Genomic DNA, 18920 nt, shown 5'->3' with positions numbered 1-18920 from the left:
TGAAAAAGCCAAGGAGGAGGGGAGCCACCATGATCATCGACACCCATCTGCATCTCATCGATCGCTCGGCCTTGCGCTATCCCTGGCTCGCTGGCGTGCCGGCGCTCAACCGCGATTTCTCCTACGAGGAATACGCTGTGGAGGCGCAGCGTGTCGGCGTCGAGCGCGTGCTGCACATGGAAGTCGATGTCGATCCAGCCGACATCGAGGCCGAGACCGCGCGTGTCCAAGGATTGTCTGGGCAGCCCGGCAGCATGCTGGCCGGGGCGATCGCATCCTGCCGGCCGGAAGAGACGGATTTTGCGGCCTATCTCGAACGCCAGCGAGCAAATCCCTTCGTCAAGGGTTTCCGCCGTGTCCTCCATGTCGTGCCGGATGATCTCTCGGAAGGCGCGCTGTTCCGGGACAACATCAAGCGGCTTGGCGGCACCGGCCTGACCTTCGATCTCGTCGTGCTGCCGCACCAGATTCCCAAGGCGATCGCGCTTGCCGACCTTGCGCCCGATGTAAGGTTCGTCCTCGACCATTGCGGCGTCCCCGACATCAAGGGCGGAGCCGAGCATCCCTGGCGCGAGCATATGAGCGAGATCGCACGGCGCCCGAATGTCATGGCCAAGATTTCCGGTGTCGTCGCCTATGCCGATCCCGGCAGCTGGACGGCCGAGACGTTGCGGCCTTATGTCGAGCACACCATCGGTGTGTTCGACTGGGACCGTGTCATCTGGGGCAGCGACTGGCCGGTCTGCACGCTCGGCGGCGGCCTCTCGACCTGGGTGGCGGCGACCCATGCGCTGCTTTCGGGTTGCAGCGTTTCGGAACGTGACAGGCTGTTGTCCGCGAATGCCCGCAAGCTGTGGCGGCTCGAATAGGCGGGTCCGCTTGGTATTGCGTCAGATCGTCGTCGAGACGTGCCGCTCGCGGCCATAGAGCGAGACCAGCAGCACGATGATGAAACCAAGCGCGGCCTGCACGGCCGAGGGTTGGAAGCCGAGGCCGATCAGCAGCGTGTTGATTTCGGTCAGCACCAGCACGCCGGCAATCGTGCCGAGATAACTGCCACGGCCACCGACCAGCGCCGCACCACCGACGACGACCGCCGCGATGGTCTGGAACAGATAGGGCTGGCCGACATCACCATAGGCCGAACCGGTGAAGCCGAGCAGCAGCACGCCCGCGACCGCAGCGAAGAAGGCGCTCGCCGCATAGGTAATGACCCACATGCGAACCGGGTCGATCAATGCCAGCGGTGCCGCGCCCGGATTGCTGCCCAGCGCATAGAGCCGACGCCCATAGGGCGTCCGCTCCAGCACCAGGACGACGAGTGCCGCCAGCACGACCAGGCTCGGCACCAGCCATGGAACCGGCAGCGGCCCGGCCGATCCGCCGATCGACACGAAGCTGGAAACCGCTTGCGGTGCCGAGCCTGACGGGAAACCGGCTGTCCACAACAGCACCAGCCCTTGCACGACCATGCCGATGCCCAGCGTGACGATGAGCGGCTGGATGTCGAGGCTGCGCGAGATCAGCCCGTTCAGGCCGCCGATGACGAGTGCCAGCACCGCGACGAGGCCGCAGACGAGAAAAAAGTTCCAGCCGTCGCCGTAAAGCTGTGCCGCCACGACATTGGCGAAACCGATGACGAAGGGGATGGACAGGTCGATGCCACCCATGATGACGACCAGCGTCTGCCCGATCGAGGCGACCGCCAGCAGCGAGGCGAGCACCAGCATCGCGCGCACCGCGAATGGCGAGGAGTAGCCGGGGATGAGGACTGTGCCGGCGAGATGCAGAACGGCGGCGACGCAAAACGCACCGACGACGCGGGCATTGGTTGTCGCGAACAGGTTTCGCCCAGTGGCCATGTCAGCGTCCCCTCATGGCAACACGTTCCTGCAGCGCGGTCAGCATCACCGCCAGCACCAGTATGGCGCCATAGGCGATCTGCAGCACGAAGGTCGAAACGTTGAACGTCGTCAGCACGCTTTGCAGGAGAAAGATGTCGATGGCGCCGATCGCAGCCCCCGCGACACCGCCGCGGCCGCCGGCCAGGCTGACGCCGCCGAGAGCGACGGCGGCGATGGCGATCAGCGTGTAGGTCGGCCCGATATTGGGATCCGCGGAGCCGATCAGCGCCGTCAGCATCAGCCCGGCGCATCCGCCAAGAAGTCCGGTCATGACATAGGCGATGAAGCGCACGCGCGTGACATCGACACCGGCAGTGTAGGCGGCGCGGTCGTCGCTGCCGACCGCCATCAGCTGGTCGTAGTATGGAGTGCGCCGAACCAGCCACCAGGCAAGGAACATCGCCGCCAGCGGCAGCATCGAAAGCGGGCCGGACAGCGCCTTGAGCCAGGCAGGCGCGGGGCCGATCGGTGCCGGCAGGATCGTCAGCGTCACGCCGGTGAGGATCAGATAGGTGCCGAGCGTAGCAACGATCGGCTGGATGCGAACGACCGTCGCCAGGAAGCCGTTCGCCGCGCCCACCAGCGCGCCAACGAGCAGCGCTGCCGGAACGAGCACCAGGGGCGACGAGATGCCGGCGCCGAGGAACAGCACCTGGATCGCAAAAGCGTTGACAAAGCCCATCAGCGGGCCGACCGAAATATCGATGCCGCCACGGCCGGCGAGGATCACCGGTGTCGAAGCGATGGCCGCACCAATCAAGGGCGCGGCCAGCCCGAGCAGGGCGCCCCAGGATCCTGGCTGAAACCGCGCCGGACTGAGGATGAGATTGACCGCAAGCAGGATGACCAGCAGCACGACGGCGAAACCGACGCTTCGTCCAAGAGACAGGAGGCGATTAACTGGGGTCATGCCGCCCGTCCGAACATGGCAGCGATTACGCTGTCGGTGGTGAGCCGCTCACCGGCGATTTCGGCCGCGACTTCATTCTCCCGGAACACCAGCACGCGATGGCACAGGAGAAGAATCTCCTCGATCTCGCTGGACAGGATGACGAGCCCCATGCCGTCGGTGGCCAATCCGCGAAAGACGTCGTAGAGGACATGCCGCGTCGCCACATCGACGCCGCGTGTCGGGTCGTTGAGCAGCAGGATCGCGGGTTCCAGCGCCAGCGCCCGTGCCAGCAGAACCTTCTGCTGGTTGCCGCCCGACAGGGTGGTGATCGGCGCATCGGGCCGGGGCGCGACGATCGACAGTTTCTCGCGATAGATGTCGTAGCGCGCCTTGCGCGCCGCCGGGCTGATCAGGCCGAGGCGTGTATCGCGCGACAGTGTCGAGACAGCGAAATTGTCGAGCACCGACTGTGTCGGGAAAATGCCGTTCGCCCGCCGGTCGCGCGGCAGATAGGCGATGCCGCTGGAGACGGCTTTGCGGAACCCGGTGATCTTGCGGGGTGCGCCGGGCATGCCGATTTCAATCGAGCCGCCAAGTGGTGGCACGAGGCCGGCGAGCATCTTGAGGAACAGCTCCTGGCCGTGGCCGTCGAGCCCGGCAAGGCCTACGATCTCGCCGGGAGCGATCGCTTGCGTGATCGGGCTGGCGCCCGGCGCAATGACAAGGTCACGAACGGTGAGGCCGCGAAAATCAGGAGCCATGCGCCAGCTCCGCCGCCGTGCGTGGCGCCATGGCCTTGAGGAGTTCCGCCGGTGTCGAGGCGCCCCGTTCTTCGGTGCGCACGACGCGGCCGCCGCGCAGGATCGAGATGCGATCCGAAAGTGACATCACCTCGTCCATGCGATGGGTGATGAACAGGATGAGGCAGCCGTCGCCAGCAAAAGCGCGCATCAACGAGAAGACAGACTCGCGATCGGCGAAGTCGAGCGCGGCGGTGACCTCGTCGAGGATCAGGATTTTTGGATTGCGCACGATCGCGCGGGCGAGGACGACCAGTTGCTGCGCGGCAAGCGGCAACAGGCCGGCGCGCGTATCGAGCGGAACGTCGCTGACGGCGAAGCGCTTCAGCGCGGCCGCCGCCCGGTCGCGGCGCTCGTTGCGGGGGACAGTGCGTCGGATCATCCCGTCGAGGCCGAGCAGGATGTTGTCTGTCACGCTGCGGTCCGGTGCGACCAACACCTCCTGGAACACCGTGGCGAAACCTTGCGCCTGGAAGGCCGAGGGGCCGGCGCCTGAGAACGGCTTGCCTTGCAAAAGGATCGCGCCACTGTCCGGCTGGACGATGCCGGACAGAAGCTTGACCATCGTGCTCTTGCCTGAACCGTTCTCACCCAGAATGGTATGGATGGTCCCCGCCCGGAACGCGATCGAAGCGTCCGCGAGCGCGATCGTTTCGCCGTAGCGTTTGGATATGTTTCTGATTTCAAGCATGTCGTGTTTCGATGCTAGCTGGCCGGCTCCCCGAAAGGAGCCGGCTTGCCGAGACCCTATTTGGCGCCGGCGTCACTTTGCACAGGTGTCACTTTGCACAGGCATCGGGCACCTTCGAATAATCCCAGCCCTTGGTCGGCGCCGGGTTGGAGAAATAGGCGTCGAGCCATTCCTCCGGCATCGGGTCCTTGGGCGGAATCGGGAAGATCGAGACGGCATCCGTCGTCATGCAGTCCTTGTACCATTGACCGAGATCGGCGCTGTGGACCGGCGGGATCGGGATCAGCAGCGTGTTCAGTTTCGGCTTCTGGCCGTCGAGCATGCGCTCGCCGACACGGAACAGCGTCTCGGCGGTCCAGTGCGGCAGCACCGCATGGCCTTCGAAGCGGTACTTGTCGGGGTTGGCCTTCCAGTAGCCCAGCGCATCACCGGTGATCGAGCCGGTGATCAATGGCGCCGGCCGGCCAGCTTCGGCGAAGGCTTCGGCGACGACACGGCTTTCGCTGCCGGTCGTCCACACCGCGTCGATCGGTGCCGGGTTGGTGGCGATCGCCTGCAGCACCACCGTCTTGGTGACGTTGGCCGTCCAGTTGCCGTTGACGTTGCGCGAGATCTTCAGCTTCGGATTTTCCGCCAGCGCCTTGTCCGCGCCCTGGCGCTCCTGGACCACGATCGGGTGGCCGGCAATGCCTTCGACCAGCAGGATGCTGGCGCCGTCGGGCTGTGCCTTGCCGATCGCCGTCATCATGTCATAGCCCCAGCGCGCATAGTTGGAATCGACATTGATCGCGTTCGGGCTGGTCACCGAACCGGCCGCGGTGATGAACGGGATGCCGGCCTTGGCCGCGGCATCGATGGCATCGTCAAGCGCCGTCGCCGAACCGGGGATCGAGGTGATGATCGAGCATTTCTTGTCGATGAAGGCGCGGATCTGATTGATCTGCTGGCTGGCGTCATTGTTGGAATCCGACACCTCGAAGCTGGACACCGTGCCGTCGGCGATCAGCCCGTCGACCAGCCGCTTCAGCTCCTTGGTCACCGTGACCCGCCACGGATTGCCCTGGTAGGATTCCGAGTGGCACCATTTCCACGGCTTCGGCGGTGGGGTGAAATTGTCCCAGGCCGAGGGCAGCACTTTCTGCGGCGCGCCGTCATATTGCGCCTTGAGTTCGGTCGGCAGCCCGCCGATGACGCCTTGCACGTCCTCGGCAAAGGCGGTCGTTGCAAGCGAGGCAAGCGCCGTTGCGGCCAGCAGGCCGCGGATCATTGCTGTCATTCTCGTTCTCCTCCGTTCGGTTTCGTTCAGGCTCCTCCACCGGCAGCGCCGGACACCTGCGCCGGGGAGCTCTCCCGGAACAGGCGATTGAGATCGGCAACGACCTGGGCGGCCTTGTGCCCGGAGGTCATGCCGGAAAGGATGCGGTCGGATGCCGCCTGCTGGAACGCCATGTAGCCATCATGGCGCGGCCGCACCCATGCGCCCTCCAGCGTCGCGCGCGTATCGCTGTAGAAATTGCCGGTCGCGGCATTGACCGTCTGGTCTTCCCAGGCGTCCGCATGACCGGGCTGACCGCCGGCGGCGGCATAGGCGCTGTGCTGGACATCGCCACTGGCGACCCAATAGGCGAAGTCGATCGCGGCCTCTTTCGCCTTCGAAAAGGCCGACACGGCGATGCCTGTGCCACCGAGCGCCGAACCGACGGGGCCGCTCGCACCGATGACCGGGATGTCGGCGAAGGCCAACCGGATCGCGCGAAATCCCGTCACCGCATAGGAGACGTAGCCGTAGATCAACGGTGCGCAGACGAACCGGGAGCCGGACTCTACCATGCGCTCCGAAACGGCGATCGGGTCCATCTCGAAACAGGCCGGGTCGACCAGCGCCGCGATCTCGCGCATCGTCTCGAAGACTTCGCTGCCCGTCTCGATGTCGATGAGATCGCGGGACGGATCGGTCGCGCAGGGATGACCGAGATTGCCGGCCAGCGTGTAGAACGTCATCAGCACATGCGGCGGCCGCAAGGGCAACAGCACGCGGCCTTGCCGGGTGAGATCGAGCACGTCGCTCCAGCGCGGTGGCGGTGCCTCTAGCGCATCCGGCCGCCAAGCCTGGACTTGGCTGGCAGCATCGATCGGAAACGCCCACTGCCGCCCCTGCCAGTTGTAGCTCGGATAAGACTGGCCGACGCTGCCCGTCGCAAGTGCGGCGCGCTCCGTCTCGCGGCCGGCGACGTCGAGGGGTTCAAGGCAACGCTCCGCCGTGATCTGGCCGACATGCGGATGGTCGATGACGATGAGATCGTAGGCCCGTGCCAGTTCCTCGACAGGGAAGGACTCGAAATCCTGCAGCGAGCGCTTGTCCCACTTGATCGAGACACCCGTTCGTTGCCGCCACAGGGACGAGCAGGCGACCATCGGATCGTAGCCACGCGGATGGCTCCAGGTCATGCCCTTGAGGGTGTTCAGGCTCACAGGCCGAACTCCTTGCGGATCGCCGCGCTGTGCTCGCCGATGCGTGGAGCTGCCCGATCGACCTTGGCTCTGACACCATCGACCCTGAGCGGCGAACTGGTGGTGAGGATCGAGACGTCGTCCTCGCGCGTGACCGTCTGCAGCATGTCGAGTGACTGGAAGCCCTCGCTTGCCAGCATCTCAGGCCAGGTCAGCACCTTGGCGCACCAGATATCGGCCGGCTCCAGAATGGCCAGCCATTCGTCGATGGTCTTGGTGGCGATCCGCTGCGCGATGATCGCCTTGATGTCGTCACGCGCGGTAAACCACGATGCCGGTCTGTCGCGATAGGGCGCCAACTCCTCGAGCGACAGAAGATCAGCCAGCTTGGGGATCGGCGTCATGGCGATGGCCAGATAACCGTCCTTGGCCGGATACACGCCATAGGGCGCCGACAGATAGGCGTGCGCGCTGCGGAAGTTGGAGCGCCTGGGCAAGCGCCGGCCGTCATTGAGATGCGTGGTCAGCACCTCGAACTGGAAATCGACCAGCGCTTCCAGCAGGCTGGTTTCGATATGACTGCCCTGACCGGTGATGCCGCGCCGCACCAGCGCCGCCAGGATGCCTTGCGCGCAGGCCGCACCCGCCAGCATGTCGCCGATGGCAAGCCCGAACGGCACCGGTCCCTGGTCCTCGTCGCCGTTCAGCCACATCACGCCGGAGCGCGACTGCGCCAGGAGATCCTGGCCCGGACGCTTGACCCATGGACCTTCTTCGCCATAGCCGCTGATCGAGGCATAGACCAGCCGCGGGTTGATCTTGCGGACAGCCTCATGGTCGAGGCCAAGCCGCTCGATGACGCCCGGCCGGAAATTCTGGATCAGCACGTCGGCCTTGGCCAGAAGGCCGCGCAGCGCCTTGAGGTCGGCCTCGTTCTTGAGATCGATGGCGAGGCTTTCCTTGGCCCGGTTGATGGCATGGAAGATGGTGGAATCGCCGCCGATCTCGGTGTCGCTGAGATAGAGCCGGCGTGACAGGTCGCCGCCATCCGGACGCTCGATCTTGATGACGCGCGCGCCGAGATCGAGCAGCCTGAGCGAGCAGTAGGGCCCGGACAGGAACTGGCTCATGTCGACGACGACGAGACCGGCAAGCGGCAATTCGGCTGCTGCCGGCATCTCTATTTCTCCGTCTTGCCGACGAAATCGGCCGGGTTGCGGTACTTCACCGTCTGCAGATGCTCGCAATAGAGAACCAGTTCGCCTTCGCCCTTGAACACTTCATAGCTGGCGCGGATCAGCCCCATTTCCTTGTAGCGGGGCTTCTTGTCGAGATTGGAGCGGATCGAATAGATCGTGTCACCAATGAAGACGGGCTTTATGAAACGCAGTCTGTCGTAGCCATAGGAAAAGGCATTGACGCAATTGGTGGCGACCAGCCCCAGGCCGGCCGAGAAGACAAAGGCGCCGGCCACCAGCCGCTTGCCGAAAATGCCCTCGGTCTCGGCAAACATCTGGTCCTGCACGTAAGGGTGGATGTCGAGCACCAGCGTGTTGAAAAGGTGACTGTCGCCTTCGGCCATGGTGCGGCGCAACGAGCGGATCTTCTGGCCGACCGGCCAGTCTTCATAGAACCAGTTCTCGGCGTTCCAGACCGGCAGGGCGGCGTGGTCCTCGGGCATATTTCTCGGGTACGTCGAGGCGACGCCGACGGTAGGCGCGAAATCGGTCATGGCTGGCTCCGATGGTCTCGTGCTGGGGTCCGGCAAACCATATGACCACGCGTCAAAGCGCCTGATTGCACGACATCTCCTCCCGTCAATCTTCTTTTGTAAATAGTATTTTCACATATGGGGTTGCGTTGCAAGCATGAACAGGCGAAATTTTGGCTGCTCCCGCGCACCCAAGCGCTGGCGGGCAGGGGAGGAAATCATGCGCGCGGATTGTCTGGTCTTTGTCGGCAGCCTGAACCGGGAGGCGCCCTATTTTCAGGGCGCGCGCGGCGTCGGTCTCAGCGTCTACAGCTTCGACGAGGAAACTCTGGGAACATCGAAACTGGCCGAGACCAATGACATCGACAATCCGACATTCCTGTCGGTGACGCCGGATGGCTCGCGCCTATACGCCAATTCGGAGGTCTTCACCTGGCGCGAGGGCACCGTGTCCGCCTACAGCTTCGATCGCGCCTCGGGGACGCTCAGCTATCTGAACAAGCAGCCCTCGCTGGGCAGCATCACCGCCCACAACACCATCACCCAAGACGGGACGAAACTGCTGGTCGCGAACTACGGCATGGGCGAGGGTGGTCCGGATCGCGCCGTGGCGGTCTATGGCTTCGAAAAGAACGGTGCCTTGTCGGCACCGCTGGCCAGCGTTTCGCATAAGGGCACCGGCCCGAATGCGGCGCGGCAGGAACGATCGCATGCCCACAGCGTCACCGAAACCATCGCTGGCGGAACGGCTATTGTCGCCGACCTCGGCATCGACCGCTTGGTGTCCTACCGCATCGAGCGTGATGGCAGCCTGAGCAAGTCAGCCGAATCCGCTTTGCCGCCGGGCGCCGGTCCGCGCCATCTCGCACTGCATCCCCGCGGGCGCTTCGTCTTCGTCATGAACGAGCTGGATTCGACCATCGTGTCGATGGCGCTCGACGAGGCCACCGGTAAGCTGTCGATGATCGACGCCAGGCCGGCCGTGCCGACCGAGGCGCGCGACAGCAATCATTGTGCCGACATCCAGATCTCGCCCGACGGCCGTTTCGTCTATGGCTCCAACCGTGGCCACGACAGCGTCGTCATCATGGCGGTCGACCAGCAGACCGGCGCGTTGAGCCTCGTCGGTTATGTTCCTTGCGGCGGCGCGACGCCGCGCAACCTGGCGCTGACGCCGTCCGGCGGCCATCTGTTCTCGGCCAACCAGAATGCCGACCGCATCTCGATCTTTGCCCGCGATGCCGACAGCGGCATGCTGACCGACACCGGCCGCGCCATCGAGATCGGCACGCCGATGTGCGTCAAGATCGTGCGTTGAACCTCCTGCCATCAACCAGGGCTCATGCCTGTTGTATTGCCGAGAGCTTCCAGTTCGAGCCATTCTCACGTGTGAATGTCCACAACTCGGTCGTCTCTGTGGGATGGTCCTCGTCGCCCTCGACGATCTTGCCGCTGGCGCGTTCGCGCGTCACGTGACGAGACTCGTAGCGCAATGCGGCCGTGGCGTAGTCGCGGTCCTCCTCGCGCCAGCTTTCCGCGATGTCGGCCTGCAGCAAGGTGATGTCAGAGACCTCGTTCCTGAGACCTTTCTGGGCATTGTCGGCCAGTTCTTCGGACAGATAGGACACCATCTCGGGGGTCGTCGCCCGACGCAGAGCGGCATGGTCTTCGCGCCCGAATGCTTCCTGGAGATCGGTCAACAACTGCTGGAATGCGTCGAGGTCGGTCTGGGCCAGCGTGATGTCCTCGGAACCGGTGGCCGGAGAGCCGGCGCCCGAACCGCCGCCAAAGCCGGGAATTGTGAAGGCGCGTGCAGTGTCCGTTTGCTGCTGTGCCGTTGCGCGGTTCTCAAATCGCGACGCTTGGCCATTGCCTGCACCGGCGAGCGCTGGGGCAGGGCCACGAGCGGATTGCGACCGAAAGAAGCGGATAACCAGCATGATCGCGCCACCGATGAGCAGGGCCTGGAGCAGGAAACCGAACATGCCGGCCAGGCCACCGAAGCCTTGGCCCACGAGCAGGCCGATCAGGCCGCCGAGCAGCAGGCCGCGCATCATCGTTCCGCCAAAGCCGCTCATGAAGCCGGGCCTCTGCAGGCCGGCCTGCGGCTGCCGGGCCTGCGTGTTCACACCGGTGTTGGGCGTCATCGAACGTTCGAGCGGAGCGGTCGGCGCCGGTGCGGTTCTGGTCGGCGGCGCCGATTGGAACGTGCGCGTGCCACGACTGCCGAAACTGCCGCCGCGCCGAGCCTCGGCATGATCGATCGCGACCATGGAGAATGCAAGGAACAGTCCTGCAAAGAGGGTTGCAAATCGGCTTGTGCGAGACATCATCGGAGATAGGCCTTTGTGGATGTGATTTCGGAAATTTTCAGCGAACGCCGGACCCGGGTACCGGGGCGCCAAGCGGTCAATCGAACAATTCTTCGAAGAATGATTTCTTCCGCTTCGGATAGCGGTGGCCCTGCGAGCGGGAATAGTCGTCATCGCGGCCGTGGCCGTGTTGTGGCTGGGAAAACGCTGTCGGCTGTGGCTGCGGCGCGGCATCCCTGCCGGAACGCTCGATGATCTTGTCGAGTTCGCCCCGATCAAGCCAGACGCCGCGGCACTGCGGACAGTAGTCGATCTCGATACCCTGGCGTTCGCTCATTGTGAGCGCAACGCGGCAGGAAGGGCAAACCAGGCCAAGGAGAGAAGATGTCATGCGGGGCTCCAAACCGAGAGGAATGAGCCCGCTTGACCGAAAAGGATGGAAACGGGCCCGTTAAAGCGGTCCGACATCACAATCACAGAAGCGATCGTCAGAGGGGCCCGGCCCGCACCGGACAGTTAGGAAGGCAGAGCCGCGCCTTCAAGGGCGATATTGCCCGCAAGAATGGTTTGTTGGCATTGCGGCTGAGACCGCCCTGTTCGGTCCATTCAGCGTCCGGAACATAATGGTCTCGGATCGCGGAGCCAGTGCTAGATCCGAAGATGGGCAATGGTTGTTGCTACGATCCGTAGCCTCTTTGAGGCGTCGCGTTCCGGTGCCATATGAAGGTGGCTGGCGGGATGTAGGCATTGCAGGAGAGTTGGTTCATGACCAAAGGTTCGAATCTGTTCGTTGCGGCCCTCGAGAATGAAGGGGTCGAGCGGATCTTCGGCATTCCGGGCGAGGAAAATCTCGACATCGTCGAATCGATCCGGCGCTCGTCGATCCAGCTGATCCTGACCCGCCACGAGCAGGCGGCCGCATTCATGGCCGCCACCTATGGCAGGCTCACCGGCAAGGCAGGTGTCTGCATCACCACGCTTGGCCCCGGCGCGCTCAATCTGACAACCGGCTCGGCCTATGCGCTGCTCGGCGCGATGCCGATGATCATGATCACTGGCCAGAAGGGCATCCTGTCATCGCGGCAGGCGCGCTTCCAGATCGTCGACATCGTCGCGGCGATGAAGCCGCTGACCAAGCTGTCGCGCCAGATCGTCTCGCCGAAGATGATCCCGTCACTGGTGCGCGAAGCCTTTCGCGTCGCCCAGGAGGAGCGCCCCGGCCCCGTGCATCTGGAATTGCCGGAAGACATTGCCGCGGCGGAGTGTGAGCCGGTCGCGCTTGTGCCGACGCATCCGGTCGAGTTGCCCCTGGCCAGCGCGACCGCGCTCGATCGTGCCGCCCGCATGATCATGGAAGCCAGGCGTCCGCTGCTGATGTTCGGCGCGGCGGCGTCGCGGCCACGCGTCACCCCCGATGTCGCCCAGTTCGTCCTGCGCACGCAAATTCCCTACTTCACCACGCAGATGGGCAAGGGCACCGTGCCGGGCGGAACCGAGCTCTACATGGGAACGGCGGCACTTTCGGAACGCGACTATGTACACGAGGCCATCGAGCAGGCCGATCTGATCATCACCATCGGCCACGACACGGTCGAGAAGCCGCCTTTCATCATGGGCGCCAAGGGGCCGACGGTCATCCATGTCGGCTATCACTCCGCCGATGTCGAGCAGGTCTATTTCCCGCAGGCCGAGATCGTCGGCGACCTCGGCCCCTCGCTGGCGCTGCTGGCGGACCGTATCGAGGGCAAGATCCCCAATGCGCAGGCCCTGCTGCCGCTGCGGGAAGGCATTTTGAGCCGGATCGCCGCGCGCGCCACCGAAGACCGTTTCACGCCACAACGCATCGTGCACGATGTGCGTGCGGTGATGCCGGCAGACGGGATCCTCGCCCTCGACAACGGCATGTACAAGATCTGGTTTGCGCGCAACTACCGCACGCGCATGGCAAACACGCTGCTGCTCGACAACGCGCTCGCCACCATGGGCGCGGGCTTGCCGTCGGCGATGATGGCGGCACTGCTCTATCCCCAGCGCCGTGTCATGGCCATCTGCGGCGATGGCGGCTTCATGATGAACAGCCAGGAACTGGAGACCGCCGTCAGGCTCAAGCTCAACCTCGTCGTCATGCTGTTGGAAGACCATGCATACGGCATGATCCGCTGGAAGCAGGCGGTCGATGATTTTCCGGATTTCGGCATGACCTTCGGCAATCCCGATTTCGTCAAATACGCCGAGGCCTATGGCGCCAAGGGGACCAGGGTTGACACGATTGCCGAATTGCGGCCGGCGCTGGAGCAGGCCTTCGCCGGCGGCGGCGTGCATCTCGTCGTCGTGCCCATCGACTATTCCGAAAACACCAGGGTGTTCGTCGACGAACTGCGCGAGCGGCTGCCGGCGCCGCAGACGCCCTGACGGCAGCGGCAACGCCGCCGTCAGGATTGCCTGGAGGCGCAGCCGAAATGCACTACACCTTGCAGTAGGGCGTTACCGGCGCAATCGTCCCGAAATCCTTGACGATCTCGTAGCCGATGCCGTCGGCCGCGGCCTTGCCGACATAGGAGTGGCAGAGCGTGTGGTTGTTGGTCGCGTCGACGCGGATCTTGCCTTGCGGCGCGTCGAACTCGATCGTCGGCAATGCGGCCAGCACATCGTCGTCCTTCAGCGATCCGGCCTTCCCTGCGGCCAGCGCGTAGAGATGCAGGCCGTTGTAGCCGGCTTCGCCGATGCCGTTGACCATCTTCTCCTGGCCGAACTTTTCGCGGAAGCTCGAGATGAACTTCTTGTTGACCGGATTGTCGAGCGCCATCCAGTAGGGCTGCGGCGCGTAGGTGCCGGCCGCCACGCCGGGCGGCAGCGCGTCCTTGTTGAAGACCTCGTCGAGCGGCGCGATCAGCGGCTGCTTGATGTCGAAGGAGCGATATTGCTTGAGCTGGGTGACGGCGTCGTTGCCGACCACCATCGACCAGACGACATCGGGCTTCAGCGACTTGATCTTCTGGAAGGCGGGGCCGAAATCCGTGGTGCCGAAGGGGTAATAGTCGGCGCCGATGATCTTGCCGCCGGCCTTCTCATAGGCCGCCGTGATCGCCTCGGTCATCTTCTGCGGCCAGGCATAGTCCGAAGCCATGACGTAGATCGTCTTGCCGAGGTTTTCGGCCACCCACGGCATCATCGGGTCGACCTGCTGCATCGGGATCGGGCCGGTGGCGACGAAGTAGCGGTTGCATTCGCCGCCCTCGAAATTGGTCGGGTAGAAGAACAGCTTCTTGGCCTTCGAGGTCACCGACAGCGTCGCGCTGCGCTCCGGCGAAATGATAGTGCCCATGATCACGTCGACCTTGTCCTCGTTGAGGAGCTTGCGCGCCTTGTCGATTGCGCCCTTGGTCGTGGTCTGGTTGTCCTCGATGAACAACTCGACCTGGCGCCCGCCAATGCCGTTGGCGGCGTTGAGCTCGGCGGCGGCCAGCTGGTAGCAATTGAGCAGCGTCTCGCCGAGGATCGCCTGCAGCCCGGTGATCGGGATCGACAGGCCGACCTTGACGGTGTCGGCGGCGCGCAGGATCGAGGGCGCGCCGACCATGGCGAAGGCCGCGGCCGCGCCGCCGGATTTCAGGATAGTTCTTCTGCTTATCATTGTTGTGTTCCCTTCCAGTCCCAGGCGCGCCCCATGCACGCCTTACAAAGCCGACAAGTCCCGGGCGCGCTCCAGGCGCGCCCTATAAAGCCAACAAATCCTTGAGCAGGGTCTCGTCGGCGAACGCCTCCGGCGCGCCTTCGTGCACGATCCTGCCCTTCTCCATCACCAGGCAGCGGTCGGCCGCCTTGAGAACGAGATCGAGATTCTGTTCGACCAGAACGATCGCGATGCCGCGCTCGCGGGCGATGCGCGGCACCAATTCGGCGATCGACTGCACGATGTTCGGCTGGATGCCTTCCGAGGGCTCGTCGAGCAGCAGCGCCGACGGCAGGCCGCACAGCGCGCGGCCGATCGCCAGCATCTGCTGCTGGCCGCCCGAGAGCGTGCCGGCGACCTGGGCTTCGCGTTCGCGCAGGATCGGAAAATAGCCGAAGATGTCGTCAGGAATGCCGCCGTCGCCACGGTCCCTCGCGGCACGGGTGCCAACTTCGAGGTTCTGCCGCACGGTCAGCTGGTTGAAGATGCCGCGCCCTTGCGGCACATGCGCGATGCCGGCCCGTGCCCGGCGGAAGGCGGGAGCATTGGTAAGGTCCTGGTCGCCGAGAACCACCGCGCCGCCGCTTGCCCGCAGGGCGCCGGCGATGACGCGCAGCAGCGTCGTCTTGCCGGCGCCGTTGCGGCCGAGCAGGCCGACGACTTCGCCCGGTGCGACGCCGAGGTCGATGCCGTTCAGCACCGGGAGCAGGCCGTAGCCGGCCGAGACGGCAAGTGTCCGCAGCATGGTCAGCGCCTCCCCAGATAGACGTCGCGGACCATTTCGTCGGTCTCGATGTCATGGAAAGGACCGCTGCGCAGGCGGCGCCCCTGATGCAGCACCAGCGTTTCGCAGTTCAGGGCCCGCACGAAGCGGATGTCGTGCTCGACCGCGACGATCGAGAACTCGCCCTTCAGCCGCAGCAGCATCTCGGCGGTCGCCAGCGTTTCCTGCGGTGTCATGCCGGCGGTCGGTTCGTCGAGCAGCAGCAGCCTTGGCTCGATCGCCAGCGCCATGCCGATCTCCAGCCATTGCTTCTGGCCATGCGCGAGTTCACCGGCCAGCGTGGCGGCGCGATTTGTGAGCGCGACCAGATCCAGCAGTTCATCGACCGGGCGCACCGGTGAGGGGACACCCCACCGTGCGACCTTCAGATTGTCCTCCACCGAGAGGCTGGGAAAGACCGACGGGATCTGGAATTTTCGCGCGATGCCGAGCCGGGCGATGCGGTGCAGCGGCAGTCCGGCAATGTCGTGGCCGAGAAACCGCACGCTGCCGCTGGTTGGGCGAAGCGTGCCGGTCAACACGTTGAGGAACGTGCTCTTGCCGGCGCCGTTCGGCCCGATGATGCAGCAAAGTTCCTTGTCACGCACCGTGAGGTTCAACGCTTCGAGCGCCTGCAGCCCGCCAAAGCGGATGCCGACATTCTCGGCCTGGAGCAGGACGTCGCTCATGACGCGCGCCTCCGGCCGTTGAGCAGGGCCTTCAGCCGCGCGTAGATCGACAGGATGCCATCGGGCAAGACAAAGACTATGACGACGAAGACGCAGCCGAGCAGGAGTGGCCACAGGCTTGGATTGAAGCTGCTGATCGTCTGCTGCGCACGCTGAATGAAAATCGCGCCGAGAACGGGACCAAGCAGAGTACCGCGCCCGCCGACCGCCACCCAGACGATGACCTCCGTGGACAACAGCAGCCCGGAAAGGTCGGGCGCCACCAGCCCCGCCATGCAGACATAAAGCGCGCCGGCGAGCCCGGCGATGGCTGCCGAGAGGACGAAGGTGACGAGCAATCGCAAGGGTGCGTTGTGACCGAGAGCGGCGGCCCGGACCTCATTGTCCTGGATCGCGATCAGCACCGTGCCCCAGCGGCCACGGCTGATCGACCACAGAGCCAGCACGACCACGGCGACGATGGCCGCGACGAAGATGTAGGAGGGCAGGTCCTGGCTGAGATCGACATGCAGCCCGCCAAGATCGAATTCGATCGGCGGGATGCCGATCAGACCGCTGTCGCCGCCGGTGACCGAGCTCCATGACACCGCCGCCTGCTGGCATATGACGCCCATGGCCAGCGTGACGATGGTGAAATAGCTGCCGCGGATGCCGCCGAAGAACAGGAAGTAGCCGATGATGGCGGCGACGAAGGCAGCACCAGTCACCGCGCCCATGATACCGAGCAGGCTGGCGAAGGGGATGGCATCGTTGAGCGTGACCAGCGCCATGATGTAGCCGCCGATGCCGAAGAAGGCGGCGTGGCCGAAGCAGAGAATGCCGGTGCGGCCCCAGAAGAAGTCGAGGCTCGCCGCGAACAGGCCGAAGATCAGCGCGTCGCGGATCACCGTCAGCTGATAACCGTCGGCGATGAACGGATAGAGGATGGCGAGTGTTGCGCAGACGGCGAAGATCAGCAGCCAGTTGCGGTCCCGGGCGATCATCGCGCTGCCCCGTTGAACAGGCCGTTGGGCCGCAGCCGCACGGCGACGATGGCCGCGAGCAGCACGATCGCTTGCGCCAGCGATGGCGATATCTGGTAGTTGAGGACGCTGGTCAGCCCACCGACGAAGACGCTGCCGGCGACGAGGCCGCCGATCGAGCCGACACCGCCGACGATGACGACGAAGAAGGCGTTGGCGAGATAGTTTACCCCCATCTGCGGCAGCACGATCGCCAGCGGCGCGACCAGCCCGCCGGCGAGCCCGGCGATGGCCGCGCCGAAGGTAAAGGCAATGGCATAGGTGCGCCGCGTGTTGATGCCGACGCCCTCGGCCATCTCGCGGTTCTGGATGACGGTGCGGATATCGAGCCCGAACGATGTCCGGCTGATCAGCAGGACGACGCCGAGCAGGGTCAGCGTGGCGATGGCGATCAGGATCAGCCGGTAGGCCGGATAGACGGTGAAGAAGAGGTCGAGCGTGCCTTCGATCGGCGGCGTCACCGGCTTGGCGCCGAGACCGAAGGTCAGTTCCAGCCCTTGCTGCAGGATCAGGCTGACGCCCCAGGTGGCGAGAACGGTCGAGACCGGCCGCGAATAGAGATGGCGGATGATGGCGAATTCCAGGACGCAACCGACTGCGGCGCCGGCGATGGGCGCCGCGGCGAGCCCCAGCCAGAACGAGCCGCCCACGCTCTGGACGAAATAGACGGCGAAGGCGCCGACGGTGACGAACTCGCCATGCGCCAGGTTGGTCACGTTCATCAGGCCGAAGCTGATCGCCAGCCCGAGCCCGACCAGCATCAGGATGCTGATCAGCGTCAGCGCGTTGAGGAGCGTGGTGACGACAAAATCCATCGCGTCAGGCCGCGCTGGCGAGGCGTTGGCGCAGGCCGGCGAGCAGGGCTTCGGCGGCGTCGATCACATCGGCCTGATGCGGCTGCAGATCCTGCCCGGCCCATTCGTCGATATGGTCCGACAGCGGGTCGACGACTTCGGTGCGATGATTGGCCAGCGTCTCGATGACGGCATGGCCGCAGAACGGCACATAGCCTTCCGAATAGCCGCCTTCATGGGTCATCATCAGGCGTCCCTGCGACGTCTCGGCGGCCAGCGCCACCATGCGTGCGGCGAGGCGCCGGAAGCACTCGCTGTTCAGCATCATGCGGCCGAGCGGATCGAAGCCCGACGCATCGAAGCCGGAAGCGACGATGACGAGATCGGGCTTGAAGGCGCGCAGTGCAGGGGCGACGACGCGGTCGAAGGTCGATTCATAGGCGCCGGTACCGCTGCCGGCGGGCAGCGGGATGTTGATGTTGTAGCCTTCGCCGGCGTCCTTGCCGTTGTCGGCCAGCGCGCCGCGGCCGGTCGGATAGAGATTGTCCTGGTGCACGGAAATGGTCAGCACCGACGGGTCGGAATAGAAGATCGTCTCGGTGCCGTTGCCGTGATGCACGTCCCAGTCGACTATCGCGGCGCGGCCAAGCAGGCCTTCGTGCTGCAGCCGGCGCACGGAAACGCCGATGTTGGAGAAAAGGCAGTTGCCCAACGCCTGGTCGGGTTCTGCATGGTGCCCGGGCGGCCGCGCCAGCGCATAGGCGTTGTCGACGCGGCCAGTCAGCACGGCGCGCATGGCGGCATAGGTGGTGCCGGCCGAAAGCAGGGCGATGTCGAAACTGTTGAGTCCGATCGGCGCCTGCGGTCCGGCGAAACCGGACCCCCGCTCGCTCAGCATGCGGATATCGTCGACGTGGCGCTGCGTATGCACGCGCATCAGGTCCTCGACCGAGACCGGTTCGGGAATGATCGGCACCAGGTGGCGCGACAGGCCGCTGACCTGGATGAGATTGTTCAACCGGCGTTTTGAGCCGGGGGATTCCAGATGCCGGCCGGGCTCCACGAAACGGCCGGGAGGCATCATGTCGGCGCTGGAGCCGGTGTCATGCCACATCAGCTGTTCGTGAAAAACATAACCCGTCGCCATCGGCAGCGCCCTCCAAAACCAGGTGACGCTAGCAGGCTCGCATCGGCTCCGCCCGACCCGAAAGGGGGGGC

General features: G+C 64.8%; 19 protein-coding genes. 3 read left to right on the top strand and 16 right to left on the bottom strand.

What is annotated here, in order from left to right:
• Positions 1 to 29 precede the first annotated feature (29 nt).
• A complete protein-coding gene (locus tag NR193_RS06370; protein ID WP_256750024.1) occupies positions 30 to 869 on the top strand; it encodes an amidohydrolase in 840 nt (279 codons plus the stop codon).
• Between the two features lie 21 nt (positions 870 to 890).
• On the opposite strand, the gene NR193_RS06365 is transcribed toward NR193_RS06370, so the two are convergent.
• The 8 genes from NR193_RS06365 to NR193_RS06330 form a co-directional block, all read right to left on the bottom strand.
• Positions 891 to 1862, bottom strand: coding sequence for an ABC transporter permease (locus NR193_RS06365; RefSeq protein WP_256750023.1), 972 nt, complete (start codon positions 1860 to 1862; stop codon positions 891 to 893).
• A 1-nt stretch (position 1863) separates the two neighbouring features.
• Positions 1864 to 2814: an ABC transporter permease gene (locus NR193_RS06360; protein ID WP_256750022.1), complete on the bottom strand. Its 951-nt coding sequence runs from the start codon at positions 2812 to 2814 to the stop codon at positions 1864 to 1866.
• Positions 2811 to 3557, bottom strand: coding sequence for an ATP-binding cassette domain-containing protein (locus NR193_RS06355; RefSeq protein WP_256750021.1), 747 nt, complete (start codon positions 3555 to 3557; stop codon positions 2811 to 2813). The genes NR193_RS06360 and NR193_RS06355 overlap by 4 nt, the downstream gene beginning before the upstream one ends.
• Positions 3547 to 4287 (bottom strand): ATP-binding cassette domain-containing protein, encoded by a 741-nt coding sequence (locus NR193_RS06350; RefSeq protein WP_256750020.1) that lies wholly within the window; start codon positions 4285 to 4287, stop codon positions 3547 to 3549. The genes NR193_RS06355 and NR193_RS06350 overlap by 11 nt, the downstream gene beginning before the upstream one ends.
• An 88-nt stretch (positions 4288 to 4375) precedes the next feature.
• The gene (locus NR193_RS06345) at positions 4376 to 5563 is read right to left on the bottom strand and encodes an ABC transporter substrate-binding protein (RefSeq protein ID WP_256750019.1); all 1188 of its coding nucleotides are present in this window, start codon (positions 5561 to 5563) and stop codon (positions 4376 to 4378) included.
• 26 nt (positions 5564 to 5589) lie between these two features.
• Positions 5590 to 6759: an extracellular solute-binding protein gene (locus NR193_RS06340; RefSeq protein WP_256750018.1), complete on the bottom strand. Its 1170-nt coding sequence runs from the start codon at positions 6757 to 6759 to the stop codon at positions 5590 to 5592.
• Positions 6756 to 7916, bottom strand: a complete 1161-nt coding sequence (locus NR193_RS06335; protein WP_256750017.1) for a CaiB/BaiF CoA-transferase family protein — start codon at positions 7914 to 7916, stop codon at positions 6756 to 6758. Before NR193_RS06335 ends, NR193_RS06340 begins: the two co-directional genes overlap by 4 nt.
• A gap of 2 nt (positions 7917 to 7918) precedes the next feature.
• Positions 7919 to 8470: a MaoC family dehydratase gene (locus NR193_RS06330; protein WP_256750016.1), complete on the bottom strand. Its 552-nt coding sequence runs from the start codon at positions 8468 to 8470 to the stop codon at positions 7919 to 7921.
• Between the two features lie 199 nt (positions 8471 to 8669).
• On the opposite strand from NR193_RS06330, the gene NR193_RS06325 reads away from it, so the two are divergent.
• Positions 8670 to 9767 (top strand): lactonase family protein, encoded by a 1098-nt coding sequence (locus tag NR193_RS06325; protein WP_256750015.1) that lies wholly within the window; start codon positions 8670 to 8672, stop codon positions 9765 to 9767.
• Positions 9768 to 9789: 22 nt separating this feature from the next.
• On the opposite strand, the gene NR193_RS06320 is transcribed toward NR193_RS06325, so the two are convergent.
• Both NR193_RS06320 and NR193_RS06315 read right to left on the bottom strand, forming a co-directional pair.
• Entirely contained in the window at positions 9790 to 10782 is a 993-nt protein-coding gene (locus tag NR193_RS06320; RefSeq protein WP_256750014.1) for a Tim44 domain-containing protein, read from the bottom strand.
• 76 nt (positions 10783 to 10858) lie between these two features.
• Positions 10859 to 11152: a zf-TFIIB domain-containing protein gene (locus NR193_RS06315; protein WP_256750013.1), complete on the bottom strand. Its 294-nt coding sequence runs from the start codon at positions 11150 to 11152 to the stop codon at positions 10859 to 10861.
• 374 nt (positions 11153 to 11526) lie between these two features.
• On the opposite strand from NR193_RS06315, the gene NR193_RS06310 reads away from it, so the two are divergent.
• A complete protein-coding gene (locus NR193_RS06310) occupies positions 11527 to 13173 on the top strand; it encodes an acetolactate synthase large subunit (RefSeq protein WP_256750012.1) in 1647 nt (548 codons plus the stop codon).
• A gap of 52 nt (positions 13174 to 13225) precedes the next feature.
• Here the strand turns inward: NR193_RS06310 and NR193_RS06305 are convergent, their stop codons facing one another.
• The 6 genes from NR193_RS06305 to NR193_RS06280 form a co-directional block, all read right to left on the bottom strand.
• Positions 13226 to 14395: a substrate-binding protein gene (locus tag NR193_RS06305; protein ID WP_256750011.1), complete on the bottom strand. Its 1170-nt coding sequence runs from the start codon at positions 14393 to 14395 to the stop codon at positions 13226 to 13228.
• 82 nt (positions 14396 to 14477) lie between these two features.
• Complete coding sequence (locus NR193_RS06300; RefSeq protein ID WP_256750010.1) at positions 14478 to 15179, bottom strand: ABC transporter ATP-binding protein; 702 nt, start codon at positions 15177 to 15179, stop codon at positions 14478 to 14480.
• A gap of 2 nt (positions 15180 to 15181) precedes the next feature.
• Positions 15182 to 15886 (bottom strand): ATP-binding cassette domain-containing protein, encoded by a 705-nt coding sequence (locus tag NR193_RS06295; protein WP_256750009.1) that lies wholly within the window; start codon positions 15884 to 15886, stop codon positions 15182 to 15184.
• A complete protein-coding gene (locus NR193_RS06290; RefSeq protein WP_256750008.1) occupies positions 15883 to 16869 on the bottom strand; it encodes a branched-chain amino acid ABC transporter permease in 987 nt (328 codons plus the stop codon). The genes NR193_RS06295 and NR193_RS06290 overlap by 4 nt, the downstream gene beginning before the upstream one ends.
• On the bottom strand, positions 16866 to 17723 hold the full coding sequence (urtB, locus tag NR193_RS06285) for an urea ABC transporter permease subunit UrtB (protein ID WP_256750007.1): 858 nt from the start codon (positions 17721 to 17723) through the stop codon (positions 16866 to 16868). The genes NR193_RS06290 and urtB overlap by 4 nt, the downstream gene beginning before the upstream one ends.
• Before the next feature lie 4 nt (positions 17724 to 17727).
• Entirely contained in the window at positions 17728 to 18849 is a 1122-nt protein-coding gene (locus NR193_RS06280) for a class II histone deacetylase (protein WP_256750006.1), read from the bottom strand.
• Positions 18850 to 18920: the final 71 nt, after the last annotated feature.

This window comes from Mesorhizobium sp. Mes31, assembly GCF_024519675.1.
GTDB lineage: Bacteria > Pseudomonadota > Alphaproteobacteria > Rhizobiales > Rhizobiaceae > Mesorhizobium.
The sequence above is the reverse complement of the archived record's forward strand: the minus strand, read 5'-3'. Positions and strand labels throughout refer to the sequence as shown.

Coding starts and splice junctions, on each gene's coding strand:
- NR193_RS06315 (WP_256750013.1), bottom strand. CDS start 11,152: ATGACATCTTCTCTCCTTGGCCTGGTTTGCCCTTCCTGCCGCGTTGCG.
- NR193_RS06290 (WP_256750008.1), bottom strand. CDS start 16,869: ATGATCGCCCGGGACCGCAACTGGCTGCTGATCTTCGCCGTCTGCGCA.
- NR193_RS06305 (WP_256750011.1), bottom strand. CDS start 14,395: ATGATAAGCAGAAGAACTATCCTGAAATCCGGCGGCGCGGCCGCGGCC.
- NR193_RS06325 (WP_256750015.1), top strand. CDS start 8,670: ATGCGCGCGGATTGTCTGGTCTTTGTCGGCAGCCTGAACCGGGAGGCG.
- NR193_RS06350 (WP_256750020.1), bottom strand. CDS start 4,287: ATGCTTGAAATCAGAAACATATCCAAACGCTACGGCGAAACGATCGCG.
- NR193_RS06345 (WP_256750019.1), bottom strand. CDS start 5,563: ATGACAGCAATGATCCGCGGCCTGCTGGCCGCAACGGCGCTTGCCTCG.
- NR193_RS06310 (WP_256750012.1), top strand. CDS start 11,527: ATGACCAAAGGTTCGAATCTGTTCGTTGCGGCCCTCGAGAATGAAGGG.
- NR193_RS06280 (WP_256750006.1), bottom strand. CDS start 18,849: ATGGCGACGGGTTATGTTTTTCACGAACAGCTGATGTGGCATGACACC.
- NR193_RS06320 (WP_256750014.1), bottom strand. CDS start 10,782: ATGATGTCTCGCACAAGCCGATTTGCAACCCTCTTTGCAGGACTGTTC.
- NR193_RS06370 (WP_256750024.1), top strand. CDS start 30: ATGATCATCGACACCCATCTGCATCTCATCGATCGCTCGGCCTTGCGC.
- NR193_RS06355 (WP_256750021.1), bottom strand. CDS start 3,557: ATGGCTCCTGATTTTCGCGGCCTCACCGTTCGTGACCTTGTCATTGCG.
- NR193_RS06300 (WP_256750010.1), bottom strand. CDS start 15,179: ATGCTGCGGACACTTGCCGTCTCGGCCGGCTACGGCCTGCTCCCGGTG.
- NR193_RS06330 (WP_256750016.1), bottom strand. CDS start 8,470: ATGACCGATTTCGCGCCTACCGTCGGCGTCGCCTCGACGTACCCGAGA.
- urtB (WP_256750007.1), bottom strand. CDS start 17,723: ATGGATTTTGTCGTCACCACGCTCCTCAACGCGCTGACGCTGATCAGC.
- NR193_RS06365 (WP_256750023.1), bottom strand. CDS start 1,862: ATGGCCACTGGGCGAAACCTGTTCGCGACAACCAATGCCCGCGTCGTC.
- NR193_RS06360 (WP_256750022.1), bottom strand. CDS start 2,814: ATGACCCCAGTTAATCGCCTCCTGTCTCTTGGACGAAGCGTCGGTTTC.
- NR193_RS06335 (WP_256750017.1), bottom strand. CDS start 7,916: ATGCCGGCAGCAGCCGAATTGCCGCTTGCCGGTCTCGTCGTCGTCGAC.
- NR193_RS06295 (WP_256750009.1), bottom strand. CDS start 15,886: ATGAGCGACGTCCTGCTCCAGGCCGAGAATGTCGGCATCCGCTTTGGC.